This window comes from Streptomyces sp. NPDC054813 (assembly GCF_053611365.1).
On the sequence record NZ_JBSHAF010000021.1, the window covers coordinates 71,875 to 91,220 of the forward strand.

Sequence of the window (19,346 nt, forward strand, 5' to 3'; positions counted from 1 at the left end):
CCCTTGTTACTTGGCGGCCTCGACGAACTCGGTCGTGTACGTCTTGCTGAGGTCGACATCCGCGTTCTGGATGTTCGTGTTGAACGCCTTCAGCACCTTCTCCACGGTCTCCGGGCCGTTCTCCGGCATCACGCCGTCGTCGGTGAACATCGGCAGCGTGCTCTTGATGGACTGCGTGTAGAGGGTCTTGTCGCCCTGGGCGTAGTCGGCGGGCATCTTGGCCGCGATCTCGGCGGCGCTGTGCGTGGACATCCACTTGAGCGTCTTGACGAATGCATTGACCAACTTCTGGACGGTGTCCTTGTGACCGTTGACCCAGTCCGTCTGCATGTACAGGCTCGACGACGGGTACGGGCCGCCGAGCGCCTTCTGGGAGCCTTCCGGCGTCCGCATGTCCAGCAGGACCTTGCCCGCCTTCTTGTCCAGGATCGTGGCGACCGTCGGGTCGGTCGTCATACCGCCATCGATGGCACCCTTCTGGAGCGCAGCGATGAAGGTCGCGCCCGCGCCGACGGCGACCGGCGAGAAGTCGCTGACCTTCACCCCGTTCTCGACGGCGAGGTACTTGGTGAGGAAGTCGGTCGACGACCCGAGGCTGGTGATGCCGAGCTTCTTGCCCTTGAAGTCCTTGGGCGAGGTGATGTCGCCGGCCGCCTTGGTCGAGACGACCTCCACCTCGCCGGGCGCACGCGAGAACTGCACGACGGACTCGACCGCCTTGCCCTTGGTCTGGAGGTCAAGCGTGTGGTCGTAGAAACCGACCGTTCCCTGGACCTGCCCGGCGACGAGCGCGGTCTCGGCCTGTACGCCGGCCGGCTCGGTCAGCAGCTCCACGTCAAGGCCCTCGGCGTCGAAGTAGCCGAGCCGCTGGGTGAGCATGGCCGGCATGTAGATGACCTTGTCCAGGCCGCCGACCATGATCTTGACCTTCGTACCCTTGCCGTCACCCTTGCTGCCGGTGGAGGAAGTGCTGGCCGCGTCGTTGGCACACGCGGTGAGCGAGGAGAGGGCGAGCAGGCCGGCGGCGGCCAGCGAGGCGTATCTGGCGGTGGTGCGCATGGGGTTCACGTCCTTGTGAGAGGTCGGTGCGGGGAGAAGTGGAGGCTCAGCTGTCGGAGCCGGTCGGCTTCCAGCGGAAGATGCGGCGCTCGGCGAAGGTCAGCAGCCCTTCGGCAGCGAGGGCTACGACAGCGAGGATGACCATCGCGGCGTACACGCCGGCCGGGTTGAAGGTGTTCTGCGACTGCGAGACGAGCAGCCCGATGCCCTTGGTCGCCCCTATGTACTCGCCGACGATGGCGCCGATGAGCGCGAAGCCGAAGCTCACGTGGAGACTGGTGAAGATCCACGAGGTGGCTGACGGAACGACCACCTGGAGGGTCACCCGACGGTCGCTGGCACCCAGGATGCGGGCGTTGGCGACGAGGTTGCGGTCGACCTCCCGGGCACCCTGGAAGGCGTTGAAGAACACCGGGAAGAAGACCAGCACCACGGCCGAGGCGACCTTGGAGGACGGGCCGAGTCCGAACCAGATCAGGAAGATCGGCGCGAGCACGATCCTGGGGATCGAGTTGAGCACCTTGATGAACGGACCGAGGACATCGGCAAGGAAGTCGATCCGCCCCAGGGCGATTCCGAACACGACGCCGGTGATGACACCGATGACCCAGCCGAGCAGCGCCTCGTAGAGCGTGTACCAGATCTGCTCGCCCAGGGGGCCGAGCGCGGTGCCGTGGGTCACCCAGGTCCAGATCTGGTCCCAGATCTTGGAGGGCATCGAGAAGTTGAACGGGTCGATGACCTCGGCCCGGGACAGGACCTCCCAGAGACCGAGCACGGCCACAAGGAGCAGCACCCGCACGGCGAACACGATCGCCTTGCGTCTGCGGGCGGCCTGGGCCCGCGACCGGGCGCGGTCCGGGCTGGTCTTGGCCGTGTCGACGACCGGTGTGGTGAGCACCTCAGGCGACATGAGCGGCACCCCTCTCGCGGGTGATGCGGACCTCTTCGCCGAGGGACTCCCAGATCTCGCGGTAGATCTCGATGAACCGCGGCTCCAGACGCACCGACTCGACCTTGCGGGGGCGGGGCAGGTCGATGTCGAAGACCTGCTTGACGGTCGCGGGCCCGGCGGTCATGACGACGACCTTGTCGGCCAGCGCAATGGACTCCTCCAGGTCGTGGGTGACGAAGACCACCGAGGCGCCCGTGCCCTCCCACAGCTCCAGCAGCTCGTCCGACATCAGGGCCCGGGTCTGCACGTCGAGCGCCGAGAACGGCTCGTCCATGAGCAGGATCTCGGGATCGTTCACGAAGGTCGCGGCGAGCGCCACGCGCTTGCGCTGGCCGCCGGAGAGCTGGTGCGGGTAGCGGTCCTCGAAGGCGGCGAGGCCGACCCGAGCCAGCCATTCGCGGGCCTTCTCCCTGGCCTCCGCCTTGGGCACGCCCCGGAAGCGGGGCCCGGCCATCACGTTGGACAACACCGTCCGCCAGGGGAAGGTGGCGTCCTGCTGGAAGACGAAGCCGACCTTGTCGCCGACGCCGGCCACCGGCTCACCGGCTACCAGCACCTCGCCCTCGCTGGGCTCCTCCAGCCCGCTGACCAGGGTCAGCGTGGTGGACTTGCCGCAACCCGTCGGCCCTACGACGGCCACGAACTCACCACGCCCCACGGTGAGGTCGAGGTCGCGGACAGCCGGGTGCAGACCCCCCGACGGGGTCTTGAAGATCTTACTCGCGCCCCGCAGCTCGATGGCGGGGCTGGTGTCTGCGCTCATGGGCCGGGACGGTAGATGTGGCCCCGACCACAGCAGCAGTCTTCTGGGCGCAAGCCGTTCTTTTGCTCGCAAGCATCTGTTGTGCTCTTTTTGCTCGCGCTACAACTGCGGAGCCGAAACACGGGCTTAACGCTCGCCGGCCTTGAAGGAGAGGCCTGATGATTGACGTCCTGGTGGTCGATGACGACTTCCGCGTCGCTGAGATAAACGCCAAGTACGTGGGGAAGGTTCCCGGCTTCCGGGTGGCCGCCCGCGCACACAGCGCCGCCCAGGCCCTGGCCGCCGTGAACCGCGGCACCATCGACCTGGTCCTGCTGGACCACTACCTGCCGGACCGGACCGGCCTCGAACTCGTCCACCAGATGCGGGAGCAGGGCCACCGCACCGACGTCATCATGATCACGGCGGCCAGCGATGTGACGACCGTCCAGAAGGCCATGCGCCTGGGCGCCCTGCACTACCTGGTCAAACCGTTCACCTTCGCCGCCCTGCGCACCCGCCTGGACTCCTACGCGGCCCTGCGCCGTACCGTCGACCGGGTCGGCGGCCGGGGCCTGACGGGCCAGGAGCAGGTCGACCGGATCTTCGGCGCCCTGCGCACCTCACCGGCGCCGTCCGCGCCCGGCCTGCCCAGCGGCCAGTCCGAGCCCACGACGGATCTCATCTGCGGCGTCCTGCACCGCGCCGACCATCCGCTCTCCGCCCACGAGGTCGCCGCCGAGACAGGCCTCAGCCGCTCCACCGCCCAGCGCTACCTCCGTCACCTGGAACAGGTGGGCCGGCTCCGCCTCTCCCTGAAGTACGGCGACACGGGCCGCCCGGAGCACCGGTACGCCTGGGTGGCGCCATAACGGCTCCGCAGCGGCTCCGACGCAGGTCAGACGGCCCCCGCCCCGGTCAGCGACCGCACCTCGGTCTCCGCCTGCTTGGCCTCGTCCGGAACCTCGTCCGAGGTGACCGTGCCGAGCCACCCGGCGAGGAAGCCCAGCGGGATGGAGACGAGCCCCGGGTTCTGCAACGGGAAGTACTGGAAGTCCACACCCGGGAACAGCGCGCCCGGGCTTCCCGAGACCACCGGGGAGAGTACGACCAGCCCCAGGGCCGGGACCAGCCCGCCGTATACGGCCCACACCGCGCCGCGGGTCGTGAAACCCCGCCAGAACAGCGAGTACAGCAGAGCGGGCAGGTTCGCCGAGGCGGCCACCGCGAAGGCCAGCCCCACCAGGAAGGCGACGTTCATGTCGCGGGCCAGCAGGCCGAGGGCGATCGCCACCACCCCGATGCCGACCGCGGCCATCCGCGCCACCGCCACCTCGCTGCGCTGCTTGGCGTGCGGTCTGCGCAACGAGGCATACAGGTCATGGGCGACGGACGCGGAGGAGGCAAGGGTGATCCCGGCCACCACCGCGAGGATCGTCGCGAAGGCGACGGCCGCGACCACCGCGAACAAAACCGTTCCGCCTGTGGAGCCCGCACCGCCGCCCAGATCGAGCGCCAGCAGCGGAACGGCCGTGTTCCCCGAGGCGTTCGAGGCGCGCACCGCGTCCGGTCCGACGAGGGCCGCCGCCCCGAAACCGAGCACGATCGTCATCAGGTAGAAGCCGCCGATCAGCCCGATCGACCAGACCGCCGAACGCCGTGCCGCCCGCGCCGTGGGCACCGTGTAGAAGCGGGACAGGATGTGCGGCAGCCCCGCCGTGCCCAGCACCAGCGCCAGCCCCAGACTGATGAAGTCCAGCCGGGCGCTCCAGCTGCCGCCGTACTTGAGGCCCGGCGCCAGGAACGACTTCCCGTGCCCACTGCGGTCGGCCGCCGTGAGCAGCAGACGGTCGATGTCGCCGTGGAACCGCAACAGCACCAGCACGGTCAGCACCACCGTGCCGCTGAGCAGCAGAACCGCCTTCACGATCTGGATCCAGGTGGTCGCCCGCATCCCTCCCAACGACACATAGATCACCATCAGCGCGCCGACCCCGATGACCGTCCACGCCTGCGCGGCCTGGCTCGTCCGCCCCAGCAGCAGCGCCACCAGGCTGCCCGCCCCCACCATTTGCGCCACCAAATAGAGAACGGACACGGTGATCGAGGAAGTTCCCGCCGCGATCCGTACCGGCCGCTCCCGCATCCGCGCCGCGATCACATCGGCGAGCGTGAACCGCCCGCAGTTGCGCACCAGTTCGGCCACCAGGAACAGCACGACCAGCCAGGCGACCAGGAAGCCCACCACGTACAGCAGCCCGTCGTAGCCGAAGAGCGCGATGAGGCCGGTCACACCGAGGAAGGAAGCCGCGGACATGTAGTCGCCCGCGATGGCAAAACCATTCTCCATCGGGGAGAAGAGCCGTCCGCCGGCATAGAACTCCTCCGCCGAACCATGCCGTCGCCGACTCACCCACGTCGTGATCCCGAGCGTCACCGCGACGAACGCGCTGAACAGCAGCAGAGCCAACGTCTGATGATGCCCCGTCATGACTCACCACCCCGGGCGCCCCTGGTCAGCTCCTGGGTGTCCCAGCGCAACTCCAGCGCGGCACGGTCCCTGCGCAACCGCGCGTGCCTGGCGTAGGCCCAGGTGAGCAGGAACGTGGTGAGGAACTGCCCGAGGCCCGCGACCATCGCCACGTTCACGGCCCCCGCGACGGGCCTGGCCATCAGCCCCGGCGCGGTCGTCGCGGTCACCACATACCCCACGTACCAGGTGAGGAAGACGACGACTCTCGGCACCACGAACCTGCGGTAGCGGCGGCGCACCTCCTGGAAGGCCGCACTGCGCTGCACCTCCAGATACACGTCACGGGCGCGAACGGCCGCCCCCTCCCGCTCCGCCCGCGCGGCCGGTACGGCGGGAGCCGGTACCCCGGTGCCGTCCAGCTCGCCCCAGCCGGAGGCCAGCGCGTCGTACCAGGGATCCTCGTACCTGACTTCTCGGGAAGCCGCGCCGTACTCGCCCTGGTCCTCGTGCTGCTCGGCCGAACTCTCGGGACCGCCCCCGCCGTCGCGGTGACGATCGTTGCTTGACTGCATGCCCAAGGATGGACAGACCGGGAAGATCCCCGACACTTCTTCCCGCGGCTCTTCACCCCATCAGGTGACTCAATTCGCTGGTGGCCGCACCAATCCGTTCGCATAGGCGTAACGCACCGCCTGGGCCCGGTCCTTGAGGACCGTCTTGGCGAAGAGGTTGTTGATGTGTGTCTTCACGGTCGCGGTGGAGACATGCAGTCTGCGGGCGATCTCCTGGTTGGTGAGCCCCTCGGCGATCAGCACCAGGACCTCGGTCTCCCGCACGGTCAGCCCGTCGGGCGCCTCGGTGGCCACGGCCGTCGGCTCGGGCTGTGACAGCCTTTCCAGCAGCCGCCGTTGGATGCTCGGCGACAGTCCCGCGTCTCCCGAGAGCACGCTATGCACCGCCCGCACGATCTCGTCGCCGCCCGCGTCCTTGGTGAGATAGCCACGTGCACCGGCTTTCAGCGCCGGGAACAGCGACTCGTCGTCCGCGAACGTGGTGAGCACCACGACCTGTGTCCCCGGGTACTCCGACCTGATCCGCCGGGTCGCCTCCACACCGTCGCAACGGGGCATCCGCAGATCCATCAGCACCACGTCCGGGGCGAGTTCGGCGACCAGCCGCACAGCTTCCTCCCCGTCGCCCGCCGCTCCCACAACCTCCACGCCGGGCAACAGGCCGAGGAGCATCACGATGCCCTCCCTGACCACTGTCTGGTCGTCGGCGACCACCACCCGCGCGGGCTTCTGCTCCACCTCCGTCATACGGGCACCCTCAACGTCACCTCGAACCCCTCGTCGTCACGCCCTGCCTCCAGCGAGCCACCCAGCAACTCGGCCCGCTCCCGCATACCCAGCAGACCGTACCCGCTGCCCGCGCCGGTGAGGTCGCCGGGACGACCGCCCGAATCCCTGACGTTCAGGGTCACTTCATGCTCCTGGTAGTCCAGCCGTACCTGGATCTTGGCGCCGTAGGCATGTTTGCGGACGTTCGTCAGCGCCTCCTGGGCGACGCGTCGTACGGTCTGCGACGCCTCTGCGGGCAGGGCCCTGCGTTCACCCGTGACGGTGACCTCGGCACCGTCGGTCGAAGCGACGATCTCCGTGAGGAACTCCTCCAGCGGGGTCAGCTCGCCGCGCAGGGCGGACAGGGCCTGGCGGGTCTCGGCCAGTCCGTCCCGGGCCATTCCCCGGGCGGCCACGACCCGTTCGAGGATCTGCTCCCGGTCGGCTCCGCGCTCGATCAGCAGCCGCGCCGCCTCCAGGTGCACCATCTGGGCCGAGAGACTGTGGGCCAGCACATCGTGGATCTCCCGCGCGATCGTGGCCCGCTCCGCCAGCGCCGCCGACTCCGCCTCGGCCGCTCTCGCCGCGCGCTCCTGGGCCAGCAGTCGCTGAGCGTGGCCCCGGGCCTCGGCGTCGAGTCTCATCACGTAGCCGGCGAGTGCCATTCCGACGACGGTGGCAGCGGTGGTCAGCCATACGTCGTTGTTGAACGCGGAGTACGAGGCCAGGGCCACGGATGTGACGGGCACCGCGATCGCGATCGGCAGCCGCTCCAGGGCGGAGATGCCGCAGCCGCACCAGATCACGAGGGCCGGTCCCCGGAATCCATTGGCCTCCGCCGCGACCGCGACGGCCAGGAGGACACCGATGAGGAGCAGGGCGGGCACGAGCCGGTGGGCGTACGTGGCCCGGTGGAAGCCCCAGGAGGCCAGGGCGGTCACGACGACACCCGCCACCGCCGCGGCCATGTCCCAGCCCTGGACGTGCGACTGGTTGAAGGCGCCCCACAGCAGCAGGCCGAGAACCATCAACCGCACGGCCCAGGCGAGCATGCGCCGGGGCCGGGTGACCCCCGCGCGGCTCAGCGCCTCACGCGAGGGCCAGCGCGTCCAGACGTTCTCCGTCACACGCCTTCCTTCCTGGTGACCCGGGCCATGCCGTCACCGTACGCCCGGGTGGGACCGCCCGCGGACGGGGCGGAGGGGAGGGACTGCGCACGCCAGACGAGGATGCCGGCGCGAACCAGCAGCGTGACCGCCAAGCCGAGCATGAGGGCCGAGCTGTCCTGGTGGACACCGACGAGGGCGCCGATGGCGACGAGACCGACGCGCACGGCTATCCCGGCGAACCAGACGACCGCGCTGGCCTTGGTGCTCTTGGTCCATACGACCCCGTCGGGCTCGGTCCACACTCGGGTGGTCCAGGCCCAGGCGGCACCCGTCCCCAGTCCCACCAGCAACTCCGTCCCGAGCAGCAAGGCAGATTCGGTGCGGTGATGGGCGTCGAGTATGCCGGGTTCGCGCAGCGCGACGACCGCGAGGATCACGGGCAGCAGCCACCAGCGCCGACCGGTGTCGATCGGGCGGGCGCGGAACTGGCGCACGATCACCACGACGACGACTGCCACGATCAGCAACGCGTTGACGAGCCCGGCCATCAGTGCCTCCGTGAGCGGGAAGGGGCGGTGCCGGGAGCGGGAGCTGCCGACACCCCCGACGCTACGGAAATGCGCAGGTCAGCAGATCGGAGCGTGGGTGGATCACGGGTGGAATCCAACGAGCGGGATCTCTCCACCCTCGGGTGGAGACCCCTGCACGGAGCTATGCGGACAGCTGCCGCTGCCGTGTAGCGGCCGACGGGCGGACAACCCGGAGACGGCGATGGGCGGGACGACGAGCCGCAGGCGGCAGGCGGCAGGCGGCAGGCGGCAGGCGGCAGGCGGCAGGCGGCAGGCGGCAGGCGGCAGGCGGCAGGCGGCAGGCGGCAGGCGGCAGGGAACGAAGCGCCCCACCAGCGAGCACCGTTGAGACACGGTCACCCCGCATGCTCGCCATCGCCGGGCCATCACCGCCCGCCTCTGCCACCGCCAGGCCTCACCACCGCACGACCCACCGCCGCCCAGTCGCCCCCGCCCGACTCACCCGACTTACCCGCGCCCAGCTCACCGCCCCGTCGGCCAAGGCCCAGCGCAGCGGCTACGCGTCGATCCGCGAGCGGTCCAGCGTCGCCGCCGAGCCGGAGATGAACTCCTTCCGGGGAGCCACGTCGTTGCCCATCAGCAGGTCGAAGACCTGCTCCGCCGCTTCCAGGTCGGAGAGGTTGATCCGGCGCAGGGTGCGGTGGCGCGGGTCCATGGTCGTCTCGGCCAGCTGGTCGGCATCCATCTCGCCGAGACCCTTGTAGCGCTGGATGGAGTCCTTGTACCGGATGCCCTTGCTCTGGAACTCCATGAGCTTGTCGCGCAGCTCACGGTCCGAGTACGTGTACACGTACTTGTCCTGGCCCTTCTTGGGCTGGATGATCTCGATGCGGTGCAGCGGCGGCACCGCGGCGAAGACCCGGCCCGCCTCGACCATGGGCCGCATGTAGCGCTGGAACAGCGTCAGCAGCAGGCAGCGGATGTGGGAGCCGTCGACATCGGCGTCCGTCATCATGATGATCTTGCCGTAGCGAGCCGCGTCGATGTCGAAGGTACGGCCCGAGCCCGCCCCTATGACCTGGATGATCGCACCGCACTCGGCGTTCTTGAGCATGTCCGTCACCGAGGACCGCTGCACGTTGAGGATCTTGCCCCGGATCGGCAGCAGCGCCTGGAACTCCGAGTTCCGGGCCAGCTTCGCCGTACCGAGCGCGGAGTCTCCCTCGACGATGAAGAGCTCGCTGCGCTCGACGTCGTCGCTGCGGCAGTCGGCGAGCTTGGCCGGCAGGGACGAGGACTCCAGGGCGGTCTTCCGGCGCTGCGCGTCCTTGTGCTGACGGGCGGCGATGCGGGTCCGCGCGGCGGCGACCACCTTCTCCAGGACCACCCGGGCCTGGGCCGCCGAGTCCCGCTTGGTGGAGGTGAGGAACGCCTTCAGTTCCTTGGTGACCACGTTGTTCACGATCCGGCGGGCCGCCGAGGTGCCGAGGACCTCCTTGGTCTGGCCCTCGAACTGCGGCTCGGCGAGGCGGACGGTGACGACGGCGGTGAGGCCCTCCAGGGCGTCGTCCTTGACGATGTCGTCCTCGGCGACGCGCAGCAGCTTCTTGGCGCGCAGCACCTCGTTGAGGGTCTCGCGGACGGCCTGCTCGAAGCCGGCCATGTGGGTGCCGCCCTTGGGCGTGGCGATGATGTTGACGAACGACCTCATGGTCGTGTCGTAACCGGTGCCCCAGCGCAGCGCCACGTCGACGCCGAGTTCGCGGGTGACCTCGGTGGGAGTCATCTGGCCGTGGTCGTCCAGGACCGGGACGGTCTCCTTGAAGGTGCCCTGTCCGGAGAAACGGAGGACATCGCAGAGCGGCCTGTCGGTGGCCAGGTACTCGCAGAACTCGCTGATGCCGCCGTCGAAGCGGAAGGACTCTTCGCCCTTGCTGCCGTCCGCGCCGAGGCCGTACTCGTCACGGACGACGATGGTCAGGCCGGGCACCAGGAACGCGGTCTGGCGGGCCCGCTGGTGGAGGGTCTCCAGGGTGAGTTTGGCGTCCTTGAGGAAGATCTGGCGGTCGGCCCAGTAACGCACCCGGGTGCCGCTGCGGGTCCTGGGGATCTTCTTGGTCTTGCGCAGCCCGCTCTTGGCCTCGAACTTCGCGTCCGGGCCGTCACCTGCGAAGGCGCCCGGGACACCGCGGCGGAAGCTGATCGCGTGCACATGGCCGCCGCGGTCCACCTCGACGTCGAGCCGCGCGGAGAGCGCGTTGACCACCGAGGCGCCGACGCCGTGCAGGCCGCCGGAGGCCGCGTAGGAGCCGCCGCCGAACTTGCCGCCTGCGTGCAGCTTGGTCATCACGACCTCGACACCGGACAGGCCGGTCTTGGGCTCGACGTCCACGGGGATGCCGCGGCCGTTGTCCCGGACCTCGACGGAGCCGTCGTCGTGGAGGATGACCTCGATGTGGTCGCCGTAGCCGCCCAGGGCCTCGTCCACGGCGTTGTCGATGATCTCCCACAGACAGTGCATCAGACCACGACTGTCAGTCGAGCCGATGTACATACCGGGGCGCTTGCGCACTGCCTCGAGGCCCTCGAGGACGAGCAGGTGCCGCGCGGTGTAGTTGGAGCCGTCCCGGTCTGCTCCTGCCAGCAGCGCTGTGGACGGCACGGACGTATCGGCGGTCACGCGGTTCGCTCCTCGCTGAATTTCAGTGGAGCCCCTTTTGGGTAAGGGGCCGGCTTCGGTCGCCGTTCAGAGGGTACCGAGGCCTGGTAGAGCCGTTGTAACGCCACCCTCGTCGTGAACTCACACTAGTCCACGGTCGTATGCGTGTTCGATCCCTCGATGGAGTGAAGTACATATCACGTTCCCTTCGAGGCATGAACCATTTAGGCTCCGGGCACGTCCTCACAAACAACCGGCAACCCGGCCGGGAGGATGAGACCGATGAACCGCGCGAACCCGTAAGCACCTAAGACGACGCAATACGGCACATTCGCCGCCAACCGGCAGCAGACGGCCACCTCGAAAGATTTTTTTCGAGGAGAAGCCCCGAGCGGGAACGTTTTCGGGCTGGTTGGATGTTGACCCTGGTACGACAGCTCGTCGAGCTAGAGAAGAGGCGACGTGACTACTGTTCTGACCCCCGCGAGCCACCTGACGGCCGCCGATCGCTGCGACCGCTGCGGCGCCCAGGCATACCTGCGCGTCGTGCTGCTCAGCGGCGGAGAACTGCTCTTCTGCGCCCACCACGGACGCAAGTTCGAGCCGGAACTCAAGAAGATCGCCGCTGAGATACAGGACGAGACGGAACGGCTGACGTCCGCTCCGAACACCGCCTCCGAAGATGAGCGCTGACCTCTCGCACACACGACGAGCCAGCTCCGGCCCAGACCGGTGAACGGGCGGCCGCTCCCTCGGGAGCGACCGCCCGTCGTCATGTGCCCAGAGCAGCCCTCAGGAGGGCTTGTGAGGCCTTCGTGAGCGGCTGAAGCCACCGTCCGACCCCAGGGCCCGTACGACCTCGGAGACGCGCGTGTAGACGCCGGGACTTCCCGGGCGGCCGCAGCCGCTGCCCCACGACACGAGTCCGATGAGCCGCCCCTCCGCCACCAGCGGTCCCCCGCTGTCCCCCTGACAGGCGTCCGGGCCGCCCAGGGTCTCCCCCGCGCACACCATGGAATCCGCCCGGTAGGTGCCGTCGGCGCCGCCGGGATAGGCCCGCTCGCACGCCTGGTCGGGCAGCACATGGACCTGCGCCGCGTACAGTCGGCGCGCGTAGTCGCCGCCGCCCGTGATGTCACCCCATCCGGAGACCAGGGCACCGGTGCCGGGCCGGTAGGCGGCGTCGCCCTCGGCGGCCATCTTGACGACGACGTCGGCAGGCAGGGGCTGCGCGAGGGTGAGGACGGCGAAGTCGCCGGTGTTCGCATCGGCGTCGTAGCGCGGATTGACCCGCGCGACGGTCACCGGGATCTCCTGGCCCTGCGTCGAGAGCAGATCCGTGCGGCCCGCGATGACCTTGAGGTCGCGCACCCGGTCGGCGGGCCCCCCGATCACCTCGTCGGCCAGGCAGTGGGCCGCGGTCAGCACAGTGGTCCGGCCGATCGCCACCCCACCGCAGAACTGGCCGGCCCGCGTACCCCCGAACCGGTCACGGCTGGACAGCGCGACCGTCCAGGGAGTCTGGGAGACGTCGACGGGGAACCCGCCGACGACAACGCTGTCGGCGACTGCCGGAGGCGGGCCGGCCAGCGGTATTACGGCGGCGACGGCCGCCAGGATCAGCGGTCGGATCAGGATCGGGGCAAAGGGACGGCGCATGCACGCTCCTCACTCTGGGTGGTACCAGGACACCCAGAGTCATCCAGTGCACCGCGCCCCGCAGCCCGAAGGCCCGGCCCCCTGTGGGGAGACCGGGCCTTCGACGTCGTACGACCGCGACCTAGTCGAGGTAGTCGCGCAGCACCTGCGAACGCGAGGGGTGGCGCAGCTTCGACATGGTCTTGGACTCGATCTGGCGGATGCGCTCGCGCGTGACGCCGTAGACCTTGCCGATCTCGTCGAGGGTCTTCGGCTGACCGTCGGTGAGACCGAAGCGCATCGAGACGACGCCCGCCTCACGCTCGGAGAGCGTGTCGAGGACCGAGTGCAGCTGCTCCTGGAGGAGCGTGAAGCTCACCGCGTCTGCGGGCACGACGGCCTCGGAGTCCTCGATGAGGTCACCGAACTCGCTGTCGCCGTCCTCACCCAGGGGGGTGTGCAGGGAGATGGGCTCGCGGCCGTACTTCTGGACCTCGATGACCTTCTCGGGGGTCATGTCGAGTTCCTTGGCCAGCTCCTCCGGGGTGGGCTCGCGGCCCAGGTCCTGGAGCATCTGGCGCTGCACGCGCGCGAGCTTGTTGATGACCTCGACCATGTGCACCGGGATACGGATGGTGCGGGCCTGGTCGGCCATGGCGCGGGTGATCGCCTGACGGATCCACCAGGTGGCGTACGTGGAGAACTTGTAGCCCTTGGTGTAGTCGAACTTCTCGACCGCACGGATCAGACCGAGGTTGCCCTCCTGGATGAGGTCCAGGAAGAGCATGCCGCGGCCGGTGTAGCGCTTGGCCAGGGAGACCACCAGACGGAGGTTGGCCTCCAGGAGGTGGTTCTTGGCGCGGCGCCCGTCCTCGGCGATGATCTCCAGCTCGCGCTTGAGCTTCGGGGCGAGCTTGTCGGCGTTGGCCAGCTTGTCCTCGGCGAACAGACCGGCCTCGATGCGCTTGGCAAGCTCGACCTCCTGCTCGGCGTTGAGCAGCGGGACCTTGCCGATCTGTTTGAGGTAGTCCTTGACCGGGTCGGCGGTGGCACCGGCTGCGGCGACCTGCTGCGCCGGCGCGTCGTCCTCGTCCTCGTCGGACAGGACGAAGCCCGCGCTCTCGGTGCCCTCGGGCTCGTCGGCGCCCGCCTTGGCCTCCTCGAGGACCTCTTCCTCGAGAAGCTCGGCGTCGTCCTTGTTGGCGGCGGTCTTCTTCGCCGGGACCGCCTTCTTCGCGGCGGTCGCGGTCTTCTTGGCGACAGCCTTCTTGGCGGCGGGGGCGGCCTTCTTGGCGGCGGCGGCCTTCTTCACGGGCCCCGCCTCCTCGGCCGGATCGTCGGCTACGGACGGGGACACACCAGGGGCGGCCGTGGCGGTTGCCTTCCTGGTGGTCACCGTCTTCGCCGCGACCGTCTTGGTGGCGGTGCGCTTGGCCGGACTCTTCGCTGCGACGCTCTTTCGGGTGCGCTTGGGCTCCGCGGCACTGACCATCAGCGTCACACCCTCTTCCTCAAGGATCTGGTTGAGGCTGCGCAGTACGTTCTTCCACTGAGTGGCCGGAATCTGGTCAGCTTCGAAGGCCCGACGCACATCGTCGCCGGCGATCTGCCCCTCAGCCTTTCCCCGCTCAATGAGAGCCATGACAGAGACGGACTCGGCGATCTCCGGCGGGAGCGTACGGGATGTGCTGGCCGACACGAACAACCTCTCGGAACGTTGAAAAACGGCTTCCGGCCCCGTCCTGGACGGACTGGAGCCGACCGCCGGCTTGGGGATGGGCCGACGGCGCGGGCAGGGGCCGGGAAGATACACAGCGCCATGAATGGCGTCCGTATTCCCTCCGCGGCTGTCACCTCTTAGGTCATCGCGTTGTTCGCAAGAGCGTTACGCCCAATCTACGTGGCCCGAGTCACACCCCGTAAGCGCTCAAAACGGTCAGACGTGGGCAGAGGTTGTCGCCGACGATCTCTCCGGGCGGTTCGGACGCCAACGCGTGCGCCGCACGGCCGCAACAGAGGCTGTCATACACCGCTCGACCGTTGCGGTGTCCGTCACTCGACCGTTGCGGTGTCTGTCATACGACCGCTGCGTGTCCGTCCCGCCGCCGGACCCCGCCGGAGCCCTGAGGGATCCGGCGGGGTCCGGCGGAAGCGGGGTACGGGGCCGGCGGCACTCCCAGAGCGCGGAACCGACCGAGCGCACCGCTCTCGACGCGGGTCAGTGCTCACGCGGGGCGGGAACCACGCGCTCGACCTCGGGGTGGACGGTCAGCAGCTGACGCATGGCCGCCTCGGCCGCCGTGCCGTCGCCCGTGCCGAGCGCGTCGACGATCCGCGCATGCTGGGCCAGGGACGTCTCGTTCGGCCGCTCACAGCCGGTGACCGGGCCGCCGGAGACCTGGAGGGCCGACGACACGATGCCGGAGAGGTGCTCCAGCATGCGGTTGCCCGCGATCTGGATGAGCATCGAGTGGAACTCGGCGTCCGCGCGCGAGAACGTCAGCGCGTCGCCCTGCGCCAGCGCGTGGCTCATGATCTCGACCATGTCGGACAGGCGCTGCTGGACGTCCTCGCGCCCGTGCCCGGCGGCGAGCCGGGCGGCAAGCGGCTCGATCGTCCAGCGCAGCTCGCTGAGCTCGCGGCGCTGGTCGTCGCGCTGCGGCCCGTAGGCCCGCCACTCGATGATGTCGGGGTCGAGGAGGTTCCAGTCACTGACGGGACGCACGCGCGTGCCGACGTTCGGGCGGGCACTGACCAGGCCCTTGGCCTCCAGGACCCGGAGGGACTCGCGGACGACGGTGCGGGAGACCTCGAATCGCTGGCCGATCTCCTCGGGCACCAGCGGGCGGTCCGCGCCCAGGTCGCCCGAGACGATCATCTGACCCAGCTGTTGGACGAGTTGACCGTGCAGTCCGCGGCCGCGGCTGCCCGCGGCACGTCGTCCCACACGGCCCAGCTCGGGGTCAGGGCCCTCCCAGGAGGGCACCCCGACACGATCGGTGGCGGGGGCATCCACGTACGGGTAGCGGTCGAGTTCGCCCGGGCCGACCAGACCAGAGTCTGCGGAGCGGGCGGCGGTCATCATGGTGTGCGCAAGGGTACTCACGGATCCTTTGTCGGCGCTGTCTCCAACTCCCTTGAGGTCTTTGGTGAAAAGCACACGAAAGGGTGATCGCTCACCCCATCGCAATTGACGCCTTATCGGAAAGAAATGGCCTTTCTGCGGGGAGTTGTGCGCACGGGAGGATCGGAAGCGCCCGGTCCGTGGTCATCGGAGCCTGGCCCGCAGGGTGGTGAACAGGTACGCGCACAGCAGCGCGGTCAGCGACAACGCCATTGCCCCGCCCACGGGTTGGGCCAGCACCCGGGCCCCCGCGACCAGATAGCGCTCGCCCCCGAAGGGCCACTGCAGCAGCAACATCTCCCGCATCCGCATCGGGAGTCCGGCGGCCATCCGCACACCCGACCCTTGCAGCGCCTTGTGCACGACGGGCACGACGAGTACGGGTACGGCGAGCACCGCGGCGAGACCGGCCGTGGTGGACCGGAAGACGCCCGCCGCCAGGACACCGGCCCAGGCACAGCCGACGATCAGTCCGAACCAACTCGCGGTCATCGGAAGCCAGTCGGCGGGAACCTTCGCGAGTTCCCGGCCGTAGACGACATAGAGCATCTCGGCGTCGCAGCCCAGGGTGAGGAACGAGAGCAGCACGGCGGTGGCTCCGGAGACCGCCAGCTTCGCGGTGAGCAGCCCCAGTCGGCGGGGCACGGTGCCGCGGTCCGCCGCCAGCGCGGGGTGGCGGAACTCGTCTCCGAAGGCCAGCGCCCCGAGCAGCCCCGCGCCGAGCGCCGCAGGGGGCAGCGGCAGCTCACGCGGCCAGGCGGCGAACAGCCGGGCCTGCGGGGTGTGCCCGAGCCGGGCGAGCAGGACGGTGATGAGGGCGGACACCACCAGGACAGCACCGCAGGTGACAAAGCCGGTGCCGATCCCGGCGGCCCGGCGGAGCTCGTAGCGCAGGGGGCGGAGCGGGCTGGGGGCGGAGCGGACTGCAATGGTGGGTGGGAGCGGCGACGAGTCGTCCGGAGCGATGGCATGAGCCCGTCGCACGGACCCGGCCGGAAGAGGGGTGGGGTCGCCACCGGCTGCCGGAGGTTCGCTGGTCTGCGAGTTCCGCCGCGGCAGCCTGGCGGTCGAGGCTTCGCCGGGCTCTGGCTGTTCGACGGGCGGCTGCGTGGTTGGGGCTACGCCGGACACGGCGGGGGTCGGCGGCTGCGGGGAGGCGGCGCGGGCGGAGGGATCGTCCGGAACGGGGCGCAGTGACGACTGGGGGGATACGGCGGAGGCCTGCGGCGGGGCGGTGGCGGCGGCTGCCGGTGCGTGAAGGGATGCCGCGGCGGCGGGCGCCTGAGCAACGGCGGCAGTGGTCGAGGAGTGCGCGGAGGCGGCGCCGGCCGGTGGGTGGGCGGATGCGGCCGCGGACGGCTGGGCGGAATCGGCAGTGGAGGGTGGCTGGGCGGGGACGGTGGCGGACATGGGGTCCGGGGCTGTGGCGTGGGTGGGCGGCTCGGGCGATGCGGCTGGGGCCGGAGACGCCGAGGACGCGGTGCCGGCCGACGCGGGCCGGGCAGCCGCGGGAGCGCCTGTCGACCGGGCCGAGAGTGCCACGGTCGGGGTCTCGGTGACGAGGGTGCGGCCTGACGGTTCCTCGTGCGGAGCCCTGGGCGCGGCCGCCGGGCCGTCGGCGGATGCCCCGCTGGATTCGGGCTGCTGCTCAGCTGCGGCCAAGTGCTCCGCTGTGTTCGCGGGCAGATCCGGGCCCGACTCCTGGTCGGCGGTGCGTGACTGACCCGCCGACGTCGATCCGGCCGACATCCGAGGCTGTGGGGTGACCGGAGAACCGCTCGCGTCCTGACGTCGATCGGTACCGGGCGTGTCCCGCCGCTCGGTGGTCGGCGCCCGGTCGGCCGTCCGGTGTTCCTCCGCCGCGGCCGGCTCGCTCTCGCCCCGCGGCCGTCGTACGGCTTCCGGTACGGCGTACGTGGCCGGCTCCGCTCCGGCGCCCGCCCCCATGTCACCGACCTCGTCCGCGAGTTGGTGGACGAGGATGCCGTGACGGAACGCGGCCTCGCCGACCTCGGCCGTCGTGCTGCCGTACACCGACAGGCGGTTGCCACCTTCGCTGACGACCTCCACCGAGCGGTGGTCCGTGCGGGCCTCTTTGGTGAGGAGGGCGGCGAGCCGGGCGGCGTGGGGGCTGCGGACGGCCACGCGGGGGCGCAGCCGGGTGCGGGCGAAGTCGGTGGCCTCCTGGTCCGCGACAAGCCTGCCGGCCTCCAGGGTGACCACCCGGTCGGCGGCGCGGGCGGCCTCCTTGGGGTCGGAGGTGGCGAACAGGACCGTGCCTCCCTGCGCGGCGTGCGCCCGGAGCATGCGGTGCAGCCAGTGACCCTCACGGCTGGAGAGACCGTGCGCGGGGTCGTCCAGGACGAGGGTGTGTGGGTCGGGGAGCAGGGCGCAGGCCAGGCCCAGCCGGCGGTCCACGCCGCGCGAGAGCGTGCCCAGGCGCTCCTCGCGCAGGCTGACGAGCCCCACCGCTTCGAGCACTTCGTCGGCGCGCCGGACCGGGACTCCGGTCGCCGCGCACAGCATGCGCAGATGTCCGCGGACGGAGCGGGCCGGGTGACCGGGGACGTCACCGAGGAGGACGCCGACCTCACGCGAGGGGTGGGCGATCCGATGCAAGGGGCGACCCCTGAAGTAGGTGAGTCCACGGCCCTGTTGGAGTTCGAGCATCAGTCTGAGCGCCGTGGTCTTGCCCGCACCTGCCTCGCCCAGGAGTGCGGTGACGCGGCCCGCGCACGCTTCGAAGGTCACGTCGTCGACGGCGGGCGGGTGCGCCTTGCGGGGATTGCTGGTCAGTCCGAAGGCCTCGATCACCTTAGGGAAGATAGCGCGGAATGACCGTTTTTCCGGGTATAGAAGGGTTTAACCTCGACAGGGTTCGCGCTGTCGGACGGTCAGACCTCCGGTCGCAGCATCGGAGGGTTGAGCAAAGTCGCGCCGCCGGCACGGAAGAGCTGGGCCGGACGGCCGCCCTGACGGGTGGTCGTACCGCCGGTGGGGACGAGGAAGCCGGGAGTGCCGGTCACCTTGCGATGGAAGTTGCGCGGGTCGAGCGCCACACCCCACACCGCCTCGTAGACCCGGCGCAGCTCACCGACCGTGAACTCGGGTGTGCAGAACGCGGTGGCCAGGGACGAGTATTCGATCTTGGAGCGGGCGCGCTCCACCCCGTCGGACAGAATCTGGGCATGGTCGAAGGCGAGCGGCGCGACCGTCTCGCCGTCCCGTCCGTAGCCGCCCTGCGCGAGCAGTTCCTCGACCGGCGCCCAGCGCGCGTTGCTGGCGTCGCCACCCGCGCGGGGAGCGGGGAGGTCGGGGGCGAGGGCGAGGTGGGCGACGCTGACCACTCGCATCCGGGGGTCGCGCTTGGGGTCGCCGTAGGTCGCCAGCTGCTCCAGGTGGGCTCCGCCGTCCTGGGCGGGGGCGTCGGGGTCGTGAGCGCGCAGCCCGGTCTCCTCCGCGAGTTCCCGCGCCGCCGCCTGCGAGAGATCCTCGTCGGCCCGTACGAAGCCGCCCGGCAGCGCCCAGCGCCCCTGGAACGGCTGCTCGCCTCTGCGTACCGCCAGCGCGCACAGGGCGTGGCGGCGCACAGTCAGCACGACCAGGTCCACGGTGACGGCGAAGGGCGGAAAGGCTGACGGGTCGTAGGGCATGCGGTGATCATAGTCGTCTGCCTGACGATAAACACTCCCTTCGTCGCTCGCTTCGACGGCTGAT

The 19,346-nt window shown here is 69.9% G+C and carries 16 protein-coding genes; 2 read left to right on the forward strand and 14 right to left on the reverse strand.

Annotation, left to right across the window (positions count from 1 at the left end; translation table 11 throughout):
• Positions 1 to 6: 6 nt before the first annotated feature.
• The 3 genes from ACWGJB_RS34700 to ACWGJB_RS34710 are packed head-to-tail and all read right to left on the reverse strand — an operon-like array spanning position 7 to position 2,777.
• Positions 7 to 1,059, reverse strand: coding sequence for an ABC transporter substrate-binding protein (locus tag ACWGJB_RS34700; RefSeq protein WP_453384008.1), 1,053 nt, complete (start codon positions 1,057 to 1,059; stop codon positions 7 to 9).
• A gap of 46 nt (positions 1,060 to 1,105) precedes the next feature.
• Entirely contained in the window at positions 1,106 to 1,972 is an 867-nt protein-coding gene (locus ACWGJB_RS34705; RefSeq protein WP_453384009.1) for an ABC transporter permease, read from the reverse strand.
• Positions 1,962 to 2,777 carry an ABC transporter ATP-binding protein gene (locus ACWGJB_RS34710; RefSeq protein ID WP_453384010.1) on the reverse strand — a complete coding sequence of 272 codons (816 nt, stop codon included), beginning with the start codon at positions 2,775 to 2,777 and terminating at the stop codon, positions 1,962 to 1,964. Before ACWGJB_RS34710 ends, ACWGJB_RS34705 begins: the two co-directional genes overlap by 11 nt.
• A gap of 158 nt (positions 2,778 to 2,935) precedes the next feature.
• Here ACWGJB_RS34710 and ACWGJB_RS34715 point away from each other — a divergent pair, with 158 nt between their 5' ends.
• The gene (locus ACWGJB_RS34715) at positions 2,936 to 3,628 is read left to right on the forward strand and encodes a response regulator (protein WP_453384011.1); all 693 of its coding nucleotides are present in this window, start codon (positions 2,936 to 2,938) and stop codon (positions 3,626 to 3,628) included.
• A 26-nt stretch (positions 3,629 to 3,654) separates the two neighbouring features.
• Here ACWGJB_RS34715 and ACWGJB_RS34720 read toward each other — a convergent pair whose 3' ends face one another.
• From ACWGJB_RS34720 to ACWGJB_RS34745, 6 genes are all read right to left on the reverse strand, one after another.
• Positions 3,655 to 5,247 carry a solute symporter family protein gene (locus ACWGJB_RS34720; RefSeq protein WP_453384012.1) on the reverse strand — a complete coding sequence of 531 codons (1,593 nt, stop codon included), beginning with the start codon at positions 5,245 to 5,247 and terminating at the stop codon, positions 3,655 to 3,657.
• Positions 5,244 to 5,801, reverse strand: a complete 558-nt coding sequence (locus ACWGJB_RS34725) for a DUF485 domain-containing protein (protein WP_453384013.1) — start codon at positions 5,799 to 5,801, stop codon at positions 5,244 to 5,246. The genes ACWGJB_RS34720 and ACWGJB_RS34725 overlap by 4 nt, the downstream gene beginning before the upstream one ends.
• A gap of 69 nt (positions 5,802 to 5,870) precedes the next feature.
• Entirely contained in the window at positions 5,871 to 6,548 is a 678-nt protein-coding gene (locus ACWGJB_RS34730) for a response regulator (protein WP_453384014.1), read from the reverse strand.
• Positions 6,545 to 7,696: a sensor histidine kinase gene (locus ACWGJB_RS34735; protein ID WP_453384015.1), complete on the reverse strand. Its 1,152-nt coding sequence runs from the start codon at positions 7,694 to 7,696 to the stop codon at positions 6,545 to 6,547. The genes ACWGJB_RS34730 and ACWGJB_RS34735 overlap by 4 nt, the downstream gene beginning before the upstream one ends.
• Positions 7,693 to 8,226 carry a DUF1453 domain-containing protein gene (locus ACWGJB_RS34740; protein ID WP_453384016.1) on the reverse strand — a complete coding sequence of 178 codons (534 nt, stop codon included), beginning with the start codon at positions 8,224 to 8,226 and terminating at the stop codon, positions 7,693 to 7,695. Before ACWGJB_RS34740 ends, ACWGJB_RS34735 begins: the two co-directional genes overlap by 4 nt.
• A 538-nt stretch (positions 8,227 to 8,764) precedes the next feature.
• Positions 8,765 to 10,888, reverse strand: a complete 2,124-nt coding sequence (locus ACWGJB_RS34745) for a DNA gyrase/topoisomerase IV subunit B (RefSeq protein WP_453384017.1) — start codon at positions 10,886 to 10,888, stop codon at positions 8,765 to 8,767.
• Positions 10,889 to 11,329: 441 nt separating this feature from the next.
• On the opposite strand from ACWGJB_RS34745, the gene ACWGJB_RS34750 reads away from it, so the two are divergent.
• Positions 11,330 to 11,560, forward strand: coding sequence for a DUF7455 domain-containing protein (locus ACWGJB_RS34750; RefSeq protein WP_453384018.1), 231 nt, complete (start codon positions 11,330 to 11,332; stop codon positions 11,558 to 11,560).
• A 99-nt stretch (positions 11,561 to 11,659) separates the two neighbouring features.
• Here ACWGJB_RS34750 and ACWGJB_RS34755 read toward each other — a convergent pair whose 3' ends face one another.
• The 5 genes from ACWGJB_RS34755 to ACWGJB_RS34775 form a co-directional block, all read right to left on the reverse strand.
• Positions 11,660 to 12,526, reverse strand: coding sequence for a serine protease (locus tag ACWGJB_RS34755; RefSeq protein WP_453384019.1), 867 nt, complete (start codon positions 12,524 to 12,526; stop codon positions 11,660 to 11,662).
• Between the two features lie 121 nt (positions 12,527 to 12,647).
• Positions 12,648 to 14,204, reverse strand: coding sequence for an RNA polymerase sigma factor (locus ACWGJB_RS34760; RefSeq protein WP_453384020.1), 1,557 nt, complete (start codon positions 14,202 to 14,204; stop codon positions 12,648 to 12,650).
• A gap of 519 nt (positions 14,205 to 14,723) precedes the next feature.
• Positions 14,724 to 15,611, reverse strand: coding sequence for a FadR/GntR family transcriptional regulator (locus ACWGJB_RS34765; RefSeq protein ID WP_453384021.1), 888 nt, complete (start codon positions 15,609 to 15,611; stop codon positions 14,724 to 14,726).
• A gap of 162 nt (positions 15,612 to 15,773) precedes the next feature.
• Positions 15,774 to 18,443 (reverse strand): ATP-binding cassette domain-containing protein, encoded by a 2,670-nt coding sequence (locus ACWGJB_RS34770; protein ID WP_453384022.1) that lies wholly within the window; start codon positions 18,441 to 18,443, stop codon positions 15,774 to 15,776.
• Between the two features lie 80 nt (positions 18,444 to 18,523).
• Positions 18,524 to 19,282: an NUDIX hydrolase gene (locus tag ACWGJB_RS34775; RefSeq protein ID WP_360488650.1), complete on the reverse strand. Its 759-nt coding sequence runs from the start codon at positions 19,280 to 19,282 to the stop codon at positions 18,524 to 18,526.
• Between the last annotated feature and the right edge of the window lie 64 nt (positions 19,283 to 19,346).

Coding starts and splice junctions, on each gene's coding strand:
- ACWGJB_RS34700 (WP_453384008.1), bottom strand. CDS start 1,059: ATGCGCACCACCGCCAGATACGCCTCGCTGGCCGCCGCCGGCCTGCTC.
- ACWGJB_RS34705 (WP_453384009.1), bottom strand. CDS start 1,972: ATGTCGCCTGAGGTGCTCACCACACCGGTCGTCGACACGGCCAAGACC.
- ACWGJB_RS34710 (WP_453384010.1), bottom strand. CDS start 2,777: ATGAGCGCAGACACCAGCCCCGCCATCGAGCTGCGGGGCGCGAGTAAG.
- ACWGJB_RS34715 (WP_453384011.1), top strand. CDS start 2,936: ATGATTGACGTCCTGGTGGTCGATGACGACTTCCGCGTCGCTGAGATA.
- ACWGJB_RS34720 (WP_453384012.1), bottom strand. CDS start 5,247: ATGACGGGGCATCATCAGACGTTGGCTCTGCTGCTGTTCAGCGCGTTC.
- ACWGJB_RS34725 (WP_453384013.1), bottom strand. CDS start 5,801: ATGCAGTCAAGCAACGATCGTCACCGCGACGGCGGGGGCGGTCCCGAG.
- ACWGJB_RS34730 (WP_453384014.1), bottom strand. CDS start 6,548: ATGACGGAGGTGGAGCAGAAGCCCGCGCGGGTGGTGGTCGCCGACGAC.
- ACWGJB_RS34740 (WP_453384016.1), bottom strand. CDS start 8,226: ATGGCCGGGCTCGTCAACGCGTTGCTGATCGTGGCAGTCGTCGTCGTG.
- ACWGJB_RS34755 (WP_453384019.1), bottom strand. CDS start 12,526: ATGCGCCGTCCCTTTGCCCCGATCCTGATCCGACCGCTGATCCTGGCG.
- ACWGJB_RS34775 (WP_360488650.1), bottom strand. CDS start 19,282: ATGCCCTACGACCCGTCAGCCTTTCCGCCCTTCGCCGTCACCGTGGAC.